The sequence below is a fragment of the Roseovarius nubinhibens ISM genome (genome assembly GCF_000152625.1).
GTDB classification, from domain to species: domain Bacteria; phylum Pseudomonadota; class Alphaproteobacteria; order Rhodobacterales; family Rhodobacteraceae; genus Roseovarius; species Roseovarius nubinhibens.
Window position 1 is genome coordinate 3,009,267 of sequence record NZ_CH724156.1, and the last position, 14,523, is coordinate 3,023,789.

The following is a 14,523-nucleotide window of genomic DNA, read 5'->3' on the forward strand; positions in this document are numbered from 1 at the left end:
AGATCACGTCATTGAAGGCAAAATGCAAACGATTGGCGGGGGAGTGCCGAGCGTGCCGGGCGCGGGCGAGTGGAACCTTAAAAAGACGGTGGTCATGGTGGGCATGATGGGGGCCGGGAAAACGGCCGTGGGCCGGGCCTTGGCGACGCGTCTCGGGGTGCCTTTTCTCGATTCTGATGCCGAGATCGAAGCCGCCGCCACGATGAGCATCGCCGAGATTTTCGAGCGCGATGGCGAGGCGTTTTTCCGCGACCGCGAGACCGAGGTGATCGACCGTTTGCTGGAAAATCAACGCGGGATTCTGAGCACCGGCGGCGGGGCGTTTCTGTCGGAGCGTAACCGGCAGATCATTTCTCAAAAGGGGGTTTCTGTGTGGCTTGATGCCGATCTCGATCTCTTGTGGAGTCGGGTAAAGCATAAGAATACCAGACCCTTGCTGCGCACTGCTAATCCGCGAGAAACATTGAAGACGCTTTATGAGGCACGGGTGCCGAGCTATCGCAAGGCCGATCTGGCGGTGCGCTCGCTGGCCGAATACAGCATCGATACGATGGCCGGTCATGTGGTCGAGGCGCTTTTGGCGCGGGCGGATGTTCTGGAGAAAAACACATGAGCGAAACGGTGCATGTCCCGCTCGGGGACCGGGCCTATGATGTGGTTGTGGGCGACGGTCTGCTGGCCGAGGCGGGGGCGCGGATTGCGCCGCTGATTTCGGGGCGCAAACATGTCGCGGTGGTCAGTGACGAGACGGTGGCCGCGCTGCATCTGGACACGCTGCGCGCGGGGCTGGCGGAAGCGGGGATCAGCCTGTCGGTGCTGACCCTGCCGCCGGGCGAGGCAACCAAATGCTGGGCCGAGCTGGAGCGCGTGGTGGAATGGCTGCTTGCGGAAAAAATCGAGCGACGTGATGTGGTTATCGCGCTGGGCGGTGGGGTGATCGGCGATCTGGTGGGCTTTGCCGCGGCGATCCTGCGGCGGGGCGTGCGGTTTGTGCAGCTGCCGACGAGCCTTTTGGCGCAGGTTGACAGCTCGGTGGGGGGCAAAACGGGGATCAATTCGCCGCGGGGCAAGAACCTTGTGGGGGCCTTTCATCAGCCGAGCCTGGTGCTCGCCGATACCGGTGTTCTGGGCACGCTGAAACCGCGTGACTATCTGGCGGGCTACGGCGAGGTGGTGAAATACGGCCTGTTGGGAGATGCCGATTTTTTCCAATGGTTGGAGACACATGGCGCGCGTTCTGCAGGTGGCGACATGGCGGCGCGCATCCGGTTGGTGACCCATTCGGTGCAGATGAAAGCGGATATTGTGGTGCGCGATGAGACGGAGCAAGGGGATCGGGCGTTGCTCAATCTCGGGCATACGTTTTGTCATGCGCTGGAGGCGGCGACGGGCTATTCGCAGCGGCTGTTGCATGGTGAGGGCGTGGCGGTGGGCTGTGCCTTGGCGTTTGAGCTGTCAGCACGGCTGGGGCTGTGTTCGCAAGAAGACCCGAGCCGGGTGCGGGCCCATTTGCGCGAGATGAACATGAAGGTCGATCTCTCTGATATTGAAGGGGATTTGCCGGATGCGGATGCGCTGCTCGAGCTGATGGCGCAGGATAAGAAAGTCCTCGACGGGCAGTTGCGCTTTATTCTGGCGCGGGGCATTGGCGAGGCGTTTGTGACCTCGGATGTGCCGCGCGAGGCGGTGCGCGAGCTGCTCAATGATGCGCTGGCGGCGCGGCGGGGCTAGGGTCTGAAAGCGAAATAAGGCAGGGTCGGTAACACGTCGGTAAAGCGACGGTATCGCGACTGTCCGCAAAATCAGGGGATTTTCGGGACCGCGCGGCGCAGCGGGGCGCAGTCTTGGAAAGACTGCGGGGGGAAATCTTTGCAAGATTTCCTTTTAGGGCTGCGTGAAATTCGGCGGATGAAAGGCATGGCTGCCCAAAAATTGGGCATGCCGCCACGTCACACGGAAAATCATCCCTTGGCGCTTGGCCAATGCTGCAGGGCAGCATAGATCAGAGAGCAGAGGGAGGAGTTCACATAACGAGAGGTGATCTCCAATGGCATATACGACACAACAACACCCGACGGCGCCTGATTTCTTTGCCGGGCTGCTGACGACCCTGCGCAAGACGCGGGAGTCGCTGGTGCATATCTTCTTTTCCTTCGGCGAGCACAGCTATCGCCTGCAGGAGCTTCAGGAGCTGGTGCAAATGAGCGATGAGCAACTGGCCGCGCGCAATCTGCGGCGCGAGGACATCGTGCATCACATCTTTTCGCACCAGCATGTCGGCTAGTCTTTGACGGCCTTCGACAGGTTCACCCGCTTCGACAGCTCTTCGCGGCTCTCGACGCGCTCGGAATAGCGGTCGGTCAGATAGGCTGACTGACCGCGGGTGAGCAGGGTGAATTTCATCAGCTCCTCCATCACATCGACGATGCGATTGTAATAGGGGCCGGGCTTCATCCGTCCGTCCTCGTCGAACTCGTCCCAGGCCTTGGCCACGGAGGATTGGTTCGGGATGGTCAGAAGACGCATCCAGCGCCCCAGGATGCGGAGCTGATTGACCGCGTTAAAGCTCTGCGAGCCGCCGCAGACCTGCATCACCGCCAAGGTCTTGCCCTGGGTCGGGCGCACGCCGCCGATGGGGGCGAGGGGGATCCAGTCGATCTGGGTCTTCATGATCCCGGTCATCGCGCCATGGCGTTCGGGCGTCGACCAGACCATCGCTTCCGACCACATGACCAGATCGCGCAGCTCGGCCACCTTGGGGTGGCTGGCCTCGGCATCGTCGGGAAGCGGCAGGCCGGAGGGGTTGAAGATCCGCGTCTCGGCGCCGAGCCGGGTCAGGATGCGCGCGGCCTCTTCGGCGGCAAAGCGCGAAAAGGACCGGTCGCGCAGCGAGCCATAGAGCAGCAGGATGCGCGGCTTGTGCGCCGGGCGCTCAGCGGGAAAGAGACGCGCCATATCGGGGATATGGAACGCCTCTTCGGTGATGTTCGGGGTCTTGGGGTCTTGGGCGTCAGACAAGGCGATTGCCCTCGGCGTCGATGATCAGCTCGCCATCTTCCTTGGCATAGGGGCCGGCGGGCCAGAGCTCGAGCAGGTCGAGCACCGTCTCGGAGGGGCGACAGAGGCGCACGCCCTTGGGCGAGGCGACCAGCGGCCGGTTGACCAGCACCGGATGTTCGAGCATCGCGTCGAGGATGGCCTCGTCGCTCACCGAAGGGTCGGTGAGACCGAGCTCTTCGGCCGGGGATTTCGAGACGCGCAGCGCCTCGCGCGGGGTGAGATGGGCGGCGGCAAAGAGCGCCTGCAGCTGCGGCCGGGTCCAGCCGGTGTCGAGATATTCGATCACCGTCGGCTCATAGCCCGCGTCGCGGATGATTTGCAGCACATTGCGCGAGGTGCCGCAGGCGGGGTTGTGATGGATAACGATATTCATGGTGTTCAGCCTTGGGCAAATTTGTTGCGGGTGCGGTTGGCGAAGGCCACCAGCGACAGCATGACGGGCACTTCGACCAGCACGCCGACCACGGTCGCGAGCGCCGCGCCGGAATGCAGGCCAAAGAGGCTGATGGCGACGGCGACGGCCAGTTCGAAGAAGTTCGAGGTGCCGATCATCGCGCAGGGGGCGGCGATCCGGTGCGGCACTTTCATCGCATAGGCGGCGCCATAGGCGAGGGCAAAGATGCCATAGCTCTGGATCAGGATCGGCACCGCGATGAGCAGGATGATCAGCGGCCGGTCGAGGATGATCTGACCCTGCAGGCCAAAGAGGATCACCACGGTGGCGATGAGGCCGATGATCGACCAGGGTTTGACCTTTGCGCTAAAGGCGTCGATCGCCTCGGGCGAGCCGAGCAGGCGACGGGTCACCAGACCGGCGAGCAGCGGCAGCACCACATAGAGCACGGTGGCCAGCACCAGCGTTTCCCATGGCACGGCGATGTCGGTGACGCCCAGCAGCAGCGCCACGATGGGGGCGAAGGCCACCACCATGATGAGATCGTTCACCGAGACCTGCACCAGCGTATAGGTGGCGTCGCCCCGGGTGAGCTGCGACCAGACAAAGACCATGGCGGTACAGGGCGCCGCCCCGAGCAGGATGAGGCCCGCGATATATTGCGCCGCATCCTCGGGCGCGATCCAGGGCGCGAAGATATATTCAAAGAACAGCACCGCCAGAAAGGCCATGGTGAAGGGTTTGATGAGCCAGTTCACCCCGAGGGTGATCAACAGGCCGCGCGGCTGTTTCGCCACGCCTGCCACCGCGCCGAAATCGACGCCGACCATCATCGGAAAGACCATGGCCCAGATCAGCACCGCCACCACGAGATTGATCGAGGCCACTTCGGCGGCGGCCACCGCGCCGACGAGGCCGGGGGCGAGCACGCCGAGGGCGATGCCGCCCACCATGGCGAGCGCCACCCAGACGGAGAGGTAGCGTTCAAAGCTGCCCATGGCGGCAGGTTGTGTGTCAGTCATGTCGGTCATTGTCAGGCGTCTTTCTTGTCAGTGTTTTGGCCGATGTCGTCGAGTTTTTCCTGCAGCGCGAGGCCAGAGAGCTGGCTCAGCGGCAGGTTGACGAAGATCGAGATCCGGTTGCGCAGCATGCGGTAGGTGTCGAGGAAGGCGAGGCCGATTTCCGCCTCGGAGCCGGTGACGGCGGCCGGGTCGGGCAGGCCCCAATGGGCGCTGATCGGCTGGCCCGGCCAGAAGGGGCAGGGCTCGTTCGCGGCGTTGTCACAGACGGTGAAGACGAAATCCATATGCGGCGCATCGGGGCCCGCGAATTCATCCCAGCTCTTGGAGCGCAGGGTCGACGTGTCGTGGTTGAGCTTTTGCAGCAGTTCGATCGTGTGGGGATGCGGCGCGTCCTTGGGCTCGGACCCGGCGGAAAAGGCCCGGAACCGGCCAAGCCCTTCGCGGTTCATCACCGCCTCGGCGATGAGCGAGCGGGCGGAATTGCCGGTGCAGAGAAACAGAACGTTCTTGATGTCTTGGGCCATGGGGGCACTCCTGAAATGCGATCAACAAGGGCAGGCGATGGTGTCCAGAATGGGTTGGCAGGCCTCGGGTGCGCCGCCGCAGCAATCCTCCATGAGGAAGGCGAGCAGCCCGCGAATGCCGTCGAGATGGGCCGCGTAGCGGATCGAGCGCCCCTCGCGGGTGGCGGTGATCAGCCCGGCCTGGGTCAGCACCGAGAGATTGGCCGACATGGTGTTTTGCCGGACCTCGAGCGCCTGGGCGATCTGGCCTGCGGCCATGCCGTCGGGGCCGGCCTTGATCAGCAGGCGGAAGACGTCGAGCCGGGTCGGCTGTGACAGGGCGGCGAAGGCGAGGAGGGCGTTTGATTTATCCATATATCAACGAATATGGATATATTGCCCGCGCTGCAAGTGACGTTTTGATGAAGGTTGTGTGACAGGCGGGGTGGGGTGGACTCCCCCGGAAAACATGGGCTTTCCGGGGGGGTATCTTAGCTGTCGAGCTTGACCAGCGCGTGGCGTTTCTTGCCGGCGCTGAGCTTGATCGGGGCGGCGAAGGCCCCCGAATCGAGCATGAGGCCTGCGTCGGTCAGCGGCGCATCGTCGAGCCGCGCGCCGTTTTCGGAGATCAGACGCTTGGCCTCTTTGCCGGATTTGGCGAGACCGGTCTTGACCAGAAGCTGCACCACGGAGATGCCGCCCTCGATCTCGGCAGGGCTGAGCGTCACGGTGGGCAGATCGTCGCCGACGCCGCCCTTCTCGAAGACCTCGCGCGCGGTGTCTTGGGCCGCCTGCGCCGCCTCGGCCCCGTGCAGAAGCGCCGTCACCTCATTGGCGAGGATGATCTTGGCCTCGTTGATCTCCGAGCCCGCAAGCGCGCCGAGACGGTCGCATTCCTCAACCGGCAGCTCGGTGTAGAGCTTGAGAAAGCGGCCGGTGTCGGCATCGGTGGTGTTGCGCCAGAACTGCCAGAACTCATAGGGCGAGAGCATATCGCCATTGAGCCAGATCGCGCCGCCTTGGGATTTGCCCATCTTGCGGCCATCCGAGGTGGTCAGCAGCGGCGAGGTGAGCCCATAGACCTCATGGTCGATCACCCGGCGGGTGAGGTCGATGCCGTTGACGATATTGCCCCATTGATCCGAGCCGCCCATCTGCAAGAGACAGCCATAGCGGCGGTTCAGCTCGAGGAAGTCATAGGCCTGCAGGATCATGTAGTTGAATTCGAGGAACGACAGCGATTGCTCGCGGTCGAGCCGCGATTTCACGCTCTCGAACGACAGCATCCGGTTGACCGAGAAATGCCGCCCGATGTCGCGCAGGAACTCGAGGTAGTTGAGATCGTCGAGCCATTCCGCATTGTTGAGCATGATGGCATCGGTCTCGCCCTCGCCATAGGAGAGGTAGCGCGAAAACACCTGGCCCATGCCACGGATATTGGCGTCGATCTGCTCCGGCCCCAAAAGCGGCCGCTCATCCGAGCGAAACGACGGATCGCCCACCTTGGTGGTGCCGCCGCCCATCAGGGTGATCGGCTTGTGCCCCGACTTTTGCAGCCAGCGCAGCATCATGATGTTGAGAAGATGCCCCACATGCAGCGACTGCGCGGTGGCATCATAGCCGATATAGCTCGGCACCACCCCGGCCTGCATCGCCTCGTCGAGGCCTTGATAATCCGTGCAATCGGCCAGAAAGCCGCGGCTTATCATGATCGATATGAATTCGGATTTGGGGTGGTAGGTCATGGTGCTTGTCCCAGCTTGGTTTGCGCGGCATGTATAGGGATGTAACAGGCGAAGGAAAAGGCCATGTTGGGGCCGGGGATCATCAGGGCGCTGGGCGCCATGTCGGGGACGTCGCTGGACGGGGTGGACGTGGCCGCGCTCGACACCGATGGCGAGCGGATCGCAGGCTTTGGCCCGAGCGGCTATCGCCCTTACGAGCCAGCCGAAGAGGCAGCTCTGCGCGCCGCTCTGGGCCGCTGGCCGGGCGACGATCTGGCGGCCGCCGAAGAGGTGGTGATGCGCGCCCATATCGAGGCGCTCTCGGAGATCGAGGCCGATCTCGTGGGGTTTCACGGCCAGACCCTTGCCCATGAGCCGCAGGGGCGCGGCACCCATCAGCTCGGCGATGGCGCGGCGCTGGCCGAGGGTTTGGGCCGTCCGGTGGTCTGGGATTTCCGCAGCGCCGATGTGCGGCTCGGCGGCGAGGGCGCGCCGCTGGCGCCCTTCTACCATTTCGCCTGCGCCAAATATATCGCGGCCAAAGCGCCGCTCGGCTTCCTCAATCTCGGCGGGGTTGGCAATCTGACCTGGGTCGACCCGCGCCATGACCGGCCCGAGGCCGAAGGCGCGCTTCTGGCCTTTGACACCGGGCCCGCCAATGCGCCGGTCAATGACCTGATGATGGCGCGGCGCGGCGAGCCTTTTGATCGCGACGGGGCGCTGGCGCGGCAGGGCCGGGTGGTCGATGGCGCGCTCGAGCTGTTCCTCGAAGAGCCTTTTTTCTACCGGATGCCGCCCAAGTCGCTCGACCGCGATGCCTTTGCCGACATGATCGCGCTGGTGGGCGAGCTGAGCGATGCCGATGCCGCCGCGACCCTCACCGCGATGGCCGCGACCGGGGTGCTCAAGGCGATGGAGCATTGCCCGAGCCCGCCGGAGCGGATGCTGGTGACGGGCGGCGGGCGGCGCAACCCGGTGATGATGGAGATGCTGCGCGCGGCGCTCGATTGCCCGGTCGAGCCGGTCGAGGCGGTGGGGCTCGATGGCGACATGCTCGAGGCGCAGGCCTTTGCCTTTCTCGCGGTGCGGGTGGCGCGCGGCCTGCCGACCTCCTGTCCCGGCACCACCGGGGTGCGGGCGGCGGTCTCGGGCGGCACGCTGAGCCGGCCAAGCGCCGAGGGGCCGGAGGCCGTGGCCCATGCGATGTGATCTCGACGCAGGCGCCGGTGGTGGCGCACGGCTGGGGCTCATCGTGCTGAGCACCGATGAATCGCTCGAACATGAGATGGGGCAGATCGCGCAGGGCCGGGTGAATATGCTGCACAGCCGCATCCCGTCGATCCCCGAGGTCACGCCCGAGACGCTGCGCGTCATGGCCGGTCATATGACCGGGGTGGCCGAGCTGTTGCCACAGGGGCTGGCGGCGCTGGGCTATGGCTGCACCTCGGGCTCGGTGATGATCGGCGGCGACGAGGTGGCGCGGCTCATTCAGCTGGCGCATCCCGGTGTGCCGGTGACCAACCCGATGCAGGCGGTGATCAAGGGCCTCAAGGCGCTCGGCGCGCAAAGGATCGCGCTGGTGAGCCCCTATCTGCCCTCGGTCACCGCGCCGATGCGGGCGCATATGGCCGACCATGGCATCGAGGTGATCCACGAGATCAGCTTTGGCGAGGGCGACGATCGGCGCGTGGCGCGGATCAGCGAGGCGAGCACCCGCGCCGCGATGCTCAAAGCGGGGCGTGCCAAGGGCGTCGAGGCGGTGTTTTCAAGCTGCACCAACCTGCGCAGCTTTGGCGTGATCGAGGCGGTGGAGGCGGCGCTCGACCTGCCGGTGATCAGCTCGAACCTGGCGCTCGGCTGGGATCTGATGCGGCTCGGCGGGCAGGCGGCGCGGGGCTGGGGGCCGGGGCGGCTCTTCCAGCTCTGAGCCTCTTTCTGGTTTCAAATACCCAAACCCGGGCGGCGGGCCTCAGGCGTTACAGCCCTTCGGTTTTCGCCCGGTTCCACAGCGCGTCCATCTCTTCGAGACCGCTGTCTTGCGGGCACCGGCCGTCTTCGGCCAAGAGCGCCTCGATCCGTTCGAACCGGCGGGTGAATTTCGCATTGGCGCGGCGCAGCGCCGCCTCGGGATCGACATCGAGATGGCGGGCGAGATTGGCCATCACGAAAAGCAGATCGCCCAGTTCCTCTTCGATCTTGTCTTGCGGCAGGCTCTCGGCGGCTTCGTGCAGCTCCTGTGCCTCTTCGACGATTTTGTCGAGCACTTGCGCGCGTTCGGGCCAGTCAAACCCCACCCGCGCCGCGCGTTTTTGCAGCTTGAGCGCCCGCAACAGCGCCGGAAGCCCCACCGCGACCCCATCGAGCGTGCCGGTCTGCGCCTTGGCGGCGCGTTCGGCGGCCTTGATCGCCTCCCAGTCGCGGGTCTGTTGTTCGGCGGATTTGTCGCGGCTCTCGTCGCCGAACACATGCGGGTGGCGGTCATACATCTTCTGCGCCACGTCGCCCGCCACATCGCGATAGGCAAAGAGCCCACGGTCGGCGGCGATCTGGGAATGGAACACCACTTGCAACAAGAGATCGCCGAGCTCGCCGCGCAGCTCGTCCCAGGCCTCGCGCTCGATGGCGTCCGCCACCTCATAGGCCTCTTCGATCGTATAGGGGGCGATCGTGTCGAAATCCTGCTCGATATCCCAAGGGCAGCCGGCCTCGGGGTCGCGCAGGGCGCGCATGATCGCCAGCAGCCGCTCCGTGGGGTCGCTATCGGGGTCCGAGACGAGATCGGAGGGAGTTGCCATTGCCGTCACCGCGTGGTTGATGTTGGGCGCACCCTACCAATGGGGCGAGAGGAGTCCAGCCATGGCCGTGATCAATCGTATCGCAGGGTTTGCCGAGGAGATGGCAGGCTGGCGCCAACATATCCATGCCAATCCCGAAATCGGCTTTGACTGTCATCAGACGGCGGGGTTCGTGGTCGAGCGGCTGCGCGAGTTCGGCATCACCGAGATCGAGACGGGCGTCGCCGAGAGCGGCGTCGTGGCGGTGATCGAGGGGCAGGGCGCAGATGCGCCGGATGCCCCCGTCATCGGGCTGCGGGCCGATATGGATGCGCTGCCGATGGAGGACCGGACCGGGGCGCCCTATGCGGCAGTGGGCCGTGGGGCGAGCCATGCCTGTGGCCATGACGGGCATACGGCCATGTTGCTCGGCGCGGCGAAATACCTCGCCGAGACGCGGGCCTTTCAAGGCCGTGTCGTGCTGATCTTTCAGCCCGCCGAAGAGGGGCCGGGCGGGGCCGATGTGATGGTGCGTGAAGGGGTGCTCGACCGTTATGGGATCGAGCAGGTCTTTGCGCTGCACACGTTGCCGGGGGTCGAGGCGGGCGGGTTCTACACCGCGCCGGGGCCGATCATGGCGGCGGTGGACACGTTCTATATCGACATCAAGGGGGTGGGCGGTCATGGCGCCTATCCGCAGGAGACCCGCGATCCGGTGGTCGCCGCCTGCGGCATGGTGCAGGCCATTCAGACCATCGTCAGCCGCAACCACGATACCCGCCAGAGCCTCGTGGTGACCGTGGCGCAGATCAAGACCGGCAGCGCCGACAATGTGATCCCCGAGACCGCCTATATCGACGGCACCATCCGCACCTTCGACAAGGGCGTGCAGGAGATGGTGCATCGCCGCCTGTCAGAGATCGTCGCGGGGCAGGCCGCCGCCTATGGCGTCGAGGCCGAGCTGCGCATCGATCTGGGCTATCCGGCGACGGTGAATGATCCCGAGGCGGTCGAGCTGGCCGCCGGGGTGGCGCGGGGCGTGGCAGGGGCGGCGCCGGTGATCACCGACCGCCCACGCGAGATGGGGGCCGAGGATTTTTCCTATATGTTGGAACAGCGCCCCGGGGCCTATCTCTTTATCGGGCAGGGCGAGGCACCGGGGCTGCACAATCCGGCGTTCAATTTCAACGATGAGATCGCGCCGGTTGGGGCGAGTTTCTTTGCGCGGCTCGTGGAGACCGCGCAGCCGCCGCGCTGAGGCAGGGCAGCACGACAGACACCAAACACAACACAGACACCCAGAACACAGATACCCAGAGGGAGGAACGGGACATGGCGTTGGAAGATGCGAAAACGCAAGTGGATCAGGCCTTTACGCGCGACAGTTTGCGCGGGCTTTCGGCGGAGAACGCCTTTGGCGGGGCCACCTCCTTTTTGCGCCGACGCTATCGCAAGGACCTCGCGGGCGTGCAGCTCGCCATCACCGGTGTGCCCTTTGATCAGGCGGTGACCAACCGGCCCGGCACGCGGCTCGGTCCCCGCGCTGTGCGCGAGGCGAGCACGCTTCAGCCCTTTGACGCGCCCTATGGCTGGGACGGGTTCAGCCCGCTCGAAGAGCTCGATATTGTGGATTATGGCGATCTGGCCTTTGACTATGCCAATGTGCCGGCCTTTCCCGCAGCGCTCACCGCGCATATCAAGGGCATTCTCGATCAGGGCGCGGCGAGCATCGCCATTGGCGGCGATCACTATATCTCTTTCCCGATCCTGCGCGCCTATGCGGAGAAATTCGGCAAGCTGTCGCTGCTGCATTTTGATGCCCATAGCGACACCTGGCCCGATGACGACATGGACCGGGTCGACCATGGCACGATGTTCTACAAGGCGGTGAAATCGGGGCTGATCGATCCCGCGACCTCGGTGCAGGTGGGCATTCGGACGGTCAATGAGGACACGCTCGGCGTCAATACGATCGACGCGCGGGAGGTGCATGAGAGCGGCCCCGCGGCGGTGGCGCAGAAGATCAAGAAAATCCTCGGCGACCGTCCCACCTATGTCACCTTTGACATCGACGCGCTCGACCCGGCCTATGCGCCGGGCACCGGCACGCCGGTCTGGGGCGGGTTGACCAGCGCGCAGGCGGCGATCATGCTGCGCGACATTGCGGGGATCAACATGGTGGGCGGCGATGTGGTCGAAGTCTCGCCCCCCTATGACACCACGGGCGCCACGGCGGTGGCGGGGGCGCATGTGGCGATGGAGCTCATCTGTCTGTGGGGCTGGACCCGCCGCAAGGGGGCGTGAGGCCTTGGGCCGCAGACCCTTGGGGCGCGAGCGATGATGAAGCTCTCGCTGCTGATCGGGCTGGCGTTGCTGGCGGCGTTTCTCTGGGTGCGGCTGGCGCCCAGCGATCCGGCGCGTTGGCATCAACTGCCCGATCCAGAGCCCGCGCCGCGCGGGCCGGGCCATGTCTTGGCCCGGCTGGAGGCCCAAGCGGGCCATATGGCGGCGCTTGACGCGATCATTCGTGACACGGCGCGCACCCGGGTCCTTGCCGGATCGCTGGAGGAGGGGATGATCACCTATGTGACCCGGTCGAAATGGTGGGGATTTCCCGATTACACCACGCTGGCGCGGCGCGGGGATGACCTCGTCCTTTATGCGCGGCTCAGGTTCGGCGCATCAGATTTTGGCGTCAACGCCGCCCGTGTCGGGAAATGGCGCGGGCGTCTCGGGCAGGGCGGATGACAGGCAGCCGTCGGAAATCTTGCGCCACATGGGCACGTTGAGCGACATCTGGCATTGCGCCATGAACATCTTGCCATCCACCTGCAGGCAGATCATGTCGCCCAGTTCCTGCCGGTCGCCGCGGCTGTCGGTGCAATAGCAATCGACCGTCTTGCCGTTGTAGGTCGCATCGGCAAGGGCGGGGGGCGCGAGAAGAAGCGCCCAAAGAGTGAGTAAGCGCAGTGTCATGGGAGAAGTCTAGCACAGGCTGGCCCCTTGACCAAACCGCGTCGATAGGAGAATGCAGGCGCATGTTGCCACAAGACCGTCTTGACCAGATCCTGCAGCGTTTCGAGTTCATCGAGGCGCAAATGAGCGCGGGCAGCGGGGATATTGCCCAGCTTGGCCGCGAATATGCCGAGCTGCGCCCGGTGGTGGAGGAAATCCGCGCCTATCGGGCGGCGCTCGATGCGGCGGAACAGGCCGAAGCGATGCTCGGCGATCCCGAGATGCGCGAGCTGGCGGAAGATGAGCTGCGCACGCTCAAGGCGGAATTGCCGGGGCGCGAGAAGGCCTTGCAGCTGGCGCTCTTGCCGAAGGACGAGGCCGATGCGCGGCCCGCGATCATCGAGATCCGGCCCGGCACGGGCGGCGAGGAGGCGGCGCTCTTTGCCGGGGATTTGCTGCGCATGTATGCGCGCTATGCCGAGGCGCGGGGCTGGCAGTTCGAGGTGATCGAAGAGGCGCAGACCGAGCTTGGCGGGATCAAGGAAGCGGTGGTGCATGTGAAGGGCGCGCATGTGTTTGCGCGGCTGAAATATGAAAGCGGCGTGCATCGGGTGCAGCGCGTGCCCGAGACGGAATCGGGCGGCCGCATCCATACCAGCGCGGCGACGGTGGCGGTGCTGCCGGAGGCGGAGGATGTGGATATCCATATCGATCCGTCCGACATTCGCATCGACACGATGCGCGCCTCGGGCGCCGGCGGGCAGCATGTGAACACGACGGATTCGGCGGTGCGGATCACCCATATTCCGAGCGGTATCGTCGTCACCAGTTCCGAGAAATCGCAGCACCGCAACCGCGAGATCGCGATGCAGGTTCTCAAGACGCGGCTCTATGATCTGGAGCGGCAAAAGGTGCATGACGCGCGCAGTGCCGACCGCGCGGCGCAGGTCGGGTCGGGCGACCGGAGCGAACGCATCCGCACCTATAATTTCCCGCAAGGCCGGATGACCGATCACCGGATCAACCTGACGCTCTATAAGCTCGATCAGGTGATGGCGGGTGATCTCGATGATATCATCGACGCGCTGACCACGGATGCGCAGGCGGCGCTCTTGGCCGAGATGCAGGGATGAGCGTGCAGGCGGGTCTGCGGGCGGGGGCGGCGCGGCTTGGGGCTGCGGGCATCGGTGAGGGGGCGCGCGAGGCGCGGCTCTTGATGGCGGCGGCGCTTGGGCTCGATCCGTCGCGGATGACCTTGCATCTGCATGATGATCTGGGCCCCGAGGGCGCGGCACGGTTCGAGGCGCTCTTGGCCCGGCGCGCGGCGCGCGAGCCGATGTCGCATATCCTCGGCCAGCGGCAGTTTTATGGGCGCGCCTTCAAGGTGACGGGCGATGTTCTCGACCCGCGGCCAGAGACGGAATGCCTGGTGGCGGCGGCGCTGGAGGAGGGGTTTGAACGGGTGCTCGACCTTGGGACCGGGTCGGGCTGTATCCTGCTGAGCCTTCTGGCCGAGAGGGAGGGCGCGCAAGGGCTTGGCGCGGATGTCTCGGCGGCGGCGCTTGATGTGGCGCGGGAGAATGCCGCGCGGCTTGGGCTGGCCTCTCGGGCGGCGTTCCAAGAGGCGGATTGGTTCAAGGGCGTCGCCGGGCAGTATGATCTCATCGTGTCGAACCCGCCCTATATCGGGATCGCGGAAATGCCGGAGCTGGCGCCGGAATTGGCGCATGAGCCGCGTGCTGCGCTGACCGATGAGGGCGACGGGCTCAGCGCCTATCGGGCGATTGCGGCGGGGGTTCTGGCGCATCTCGTGCCGGGGGGGCGGATCTTGGTTGAGATCGGCCGGACGCAAGGCGCAGACGTGGCGCGGATCTTTGCGGAGGCCGGTTTGCAGGCGGTCGAACTGCGCCAGGATCTCGATGGGCGTGACCGGGTCGTGATGGCGAGATCGGCGTAAATTTACCGAATGCTACGGAATCTATGCTAAAATACGCCAATTGGGGCGGTTTTCGCTTGTGCCGCCCGGCATGACATGGTTACACAAGTGGTGTCGGCGCGGTGGAAGCCTGTCTGAGGAAGTCCCGCCCGATA

General features: G+C 65.1%; 18 protein-coding genes. 10 read left to right on the forward strand and 8 right to left on the reverse strand.

From position 1 onward, the window contains the following. Positions 1-22: 22 nt before the first annotated feature. The 3 genes from ISM_RS14440 (at position 23) to ISM_RS14450 (ending at position 2,284) form a co-directional block, all read left to right on the forward strand. The gene (locus tag ISM_RS14440; RefSeq protein ID WP_009814929.1) at positions 23-613 is read left to right on the forward strand and encodes a shikimate kinase; all 591 of its coding nucleotides are present in this window, start codon (positions 23-25) and stop codon (positions 611-613) included. Beyond that, a complete protein-coding gene (gene aroB, locus ISM_RS14445) occupies positions 610-1,731 on the forward strand; it encodes a 3-dehydroquinate synthase (RefSeq protein ID WP_009814930.1) in 1,122 nt (373 codons plus the stop codon). Before ISM_RS14440 ends, aroB begins: the two co-directional genes overlap by 4 nt. Before the next feature lie 316 nt (positions 1,732-2,047). Continuing rightward, positions 2,048-2,284, forward strand: coding sequence for a hypothetical protein (locus tag ISM_RS14450; RefSeq protein WP_009814931.1), 237 nt, complete (start codon positions 2,048-2,050; stop codon positions 2,282-2,284). Here ISM_RS14450 and arsH read toward each other — a convergent pair. From arsH to tyrS, 6 genes are all read right to left on the reverse strand, one after another. Continuing rightward, on the reverse strand, positions 2,281-3,018 hold the full coding sequence (gene arsH, locus ISM_RS14455) for an arsenical resistance protein ArsH (protein WP_009814932.1): 738 nt from the start codon (positions 3,016-3,018) through the stop codon (positions 2,281-2,283). The genes ISM_RS14450 and arsH overlap by 4 nt on opposite strands. Continuing rightward, positions 3,011-3,433 carry an arsenate reductase (glutaredoxin) gene (gene arsC, locus ISM_RS14460; RefSeq protein ID WP_009814933.1) on the reverse strand — a complete coding sequence of 141 codons (423 nt, stop codon included), beginning with the start codon at positions 3,431-3,433 and terminating at the stop codon, positions 3,011-3,013. Before arsC ends, arsH begins: the two co-directional genes overlap by 8 nt. 5 nt (positions 3,434-3,438) lie before the next feature. After that, a complete protein-coding gene (gene arsB / locus ISM_RS14465; RefSeq protein ID WP_009814934.1) occupies positions 3,439-4,485 on the reverse strand; it encodes an ACR3 family arsenite efflux transporter in 1,047 nt (348 codons plus the stop codon). Positions 4,486-4,487: 2 nt separating this feature from the next. Then, entirely contained in the window at positions 4,488-5,000 is a 513-nt protein-coding gene (locus tag ISM_RS18540; protein WP_009814935.1) for an arsenate reductase ArsC, read from the reverse strand. Positions 5,001-5,021: 21 nt separating this feature from the next. Then, the gene (locus ISM_RS18545; protein WP_009814936.1) at positions 5,022-5,354 is read right to left on the reverse strand and encodes an ArsR/SmtB family transcription factor; all 333 of its coding nucleotides are present in this window, start codon (positions 5,352-5,354) and stop codon (positions 5,022-5,024) included. A gap of 116 nt (positions 5,355-5,470) precedes the next feature. Next, positions 5,471-6,724, reverse strand: a complete 1,254-nt coding sequence (gene tyrS / locus ISM_RS14480) for a tyrosine--tRNA ligase (protein ID WP_009814937.1) — start codon at positions 6,722-6,724, stop codon at positions 5,471-5,473. A gap of 63 nt (positions 6,725-6,787) precedes the next feature. Between tyrS and ISM_RS14485 the strand changes: the two genes are divergently transcribed. Next, complete coding sequence (locus ISM_RS14485; protein WP_009814938.1) at positions 6,788-7,912, forward strand: anhydro-N-acetylmuramic acid kinase; 1,125 nt, start codon at positions 6,788-6,790, stop codon at positions 7,910-7,912. Next, entirely contained in the window at positions 7,902-8,630 is a 729-nt protein-coding gene (locus ISM_RS14490; RefSeq protein WP_009814939.1) for a maleate cis-trans isomerase family protein, read from the forward strand. The genes ISM_RS14485 and ISM_RS14490 overlap by 11 nt, the downstream gene beginning before the upstream one ends. Positions 8,631-8,679: 49 nt before the next feature. On the opposite strand, the gene mazG is transcribed toward ISM_RS14490, so the two are convergent. Then, entirely contained in the window at positions 8,680-9,498 is an 819-nt protein-coding gene (gene mazG / locus ISM_RS14495; protein ID WP_009814940.1) for a nucleoside triphosphate pyrophosphohydrolase, read from the reverse strand. Positions 9,499-9,559: 61 nt separating this feature from the next. On the opposite strand from mazG, the gene ISM_RS14500 reads away from it, so the two are divergent. The 3 genes from ISM_RS14500 (at position 9,560) to ISM_RS14510 (ending at position 12,225) form a co-directional block, all read left to right on the forward strand. Continuing rightward, positions 9,560-10,735 (forward strand): M20 aminoacylase family protein, encoded by a 1,176-nt coding sequence (locus ISM_RS14500; RefSeq protein WP_009814941.1) that lies wholly within the window; start codon positions 9,560-9,562, stop codon positions 10,733-10,735. A gap of 74 nt (positions 10,736-10,809) precedes the next feature. Then, the gene (speB, locus tag ISM_RS14505; protein ID WP_009814942.1) at positions 10,810-11,781 is read left to right on the forward strand and encodes an agmatinase; all 972 of its coding nucleotides are present in this window, start codon (positions 10,810-10,812) and stop codon (positions 11,779-11,781) included. A 33-nt stretch (positions 11,782-11,814) separates the two neighbouring features. Beyond that, positions 11,815-12,225: a DUF1499 domain-containing protein gene (locus tag ISM_RS14510; RefSeq protein ID WP_009814943.1), complete on the forward strand. Its 411-nt coding sequence runs from the start codon at positions 11,815-11,817 to the stop codon at positions 12,223-12,225. On the opposite strand, the gene ISM_RS18035 is transcribed toward ISM_RS14510, so the two are convergent. Further along, positions 12,160-12,453 (reverse strand): hypothetical protein, encoded by a 294-nt coding sequence (locus tag ISM_RS18035; protein WP_083780934.1) that lies wholly within the window; start codon positions 12,451-12,453, stop codon positions 12,160-12,162. The genes ISM_RS14510 and ISM_RS18035 overlap by 66 nt on opposite strands. 62 nt (positions 12,454-12,515) lie before the next feature. Here ISM_RS18035 and prfA point away from each other — a divergent pair, with 62 nt between their 5' ends. Beyond that, positions 12,516-13,565 carry a peptide chain release factor 1 gene (gene prfA / locus ISM_RS14515; protein ID WP_009814945.1) on the forward strand — a complete coding sequence of 350 codons (1,050 nt, stop codon included), beginning with the start codon at positions 12,516-12,518 and terminating at the stop codon, positions 13,563-13,565. Then, entirely contained in the window at positions 13,562-14,389 is an 828-nt protein-coding gene (prmC, locus tag ISM_RS14520; protein WP_009814946.1) for a peptide chain release factor N(5)-glutamine methyltransferase, read from the forward strand. The genes prfA and prmC overlap by 4 nt, the downstream gene beginning before the upstream one ends. Positions 14,390-14,523: the final 134 nt, after the last annotated feature.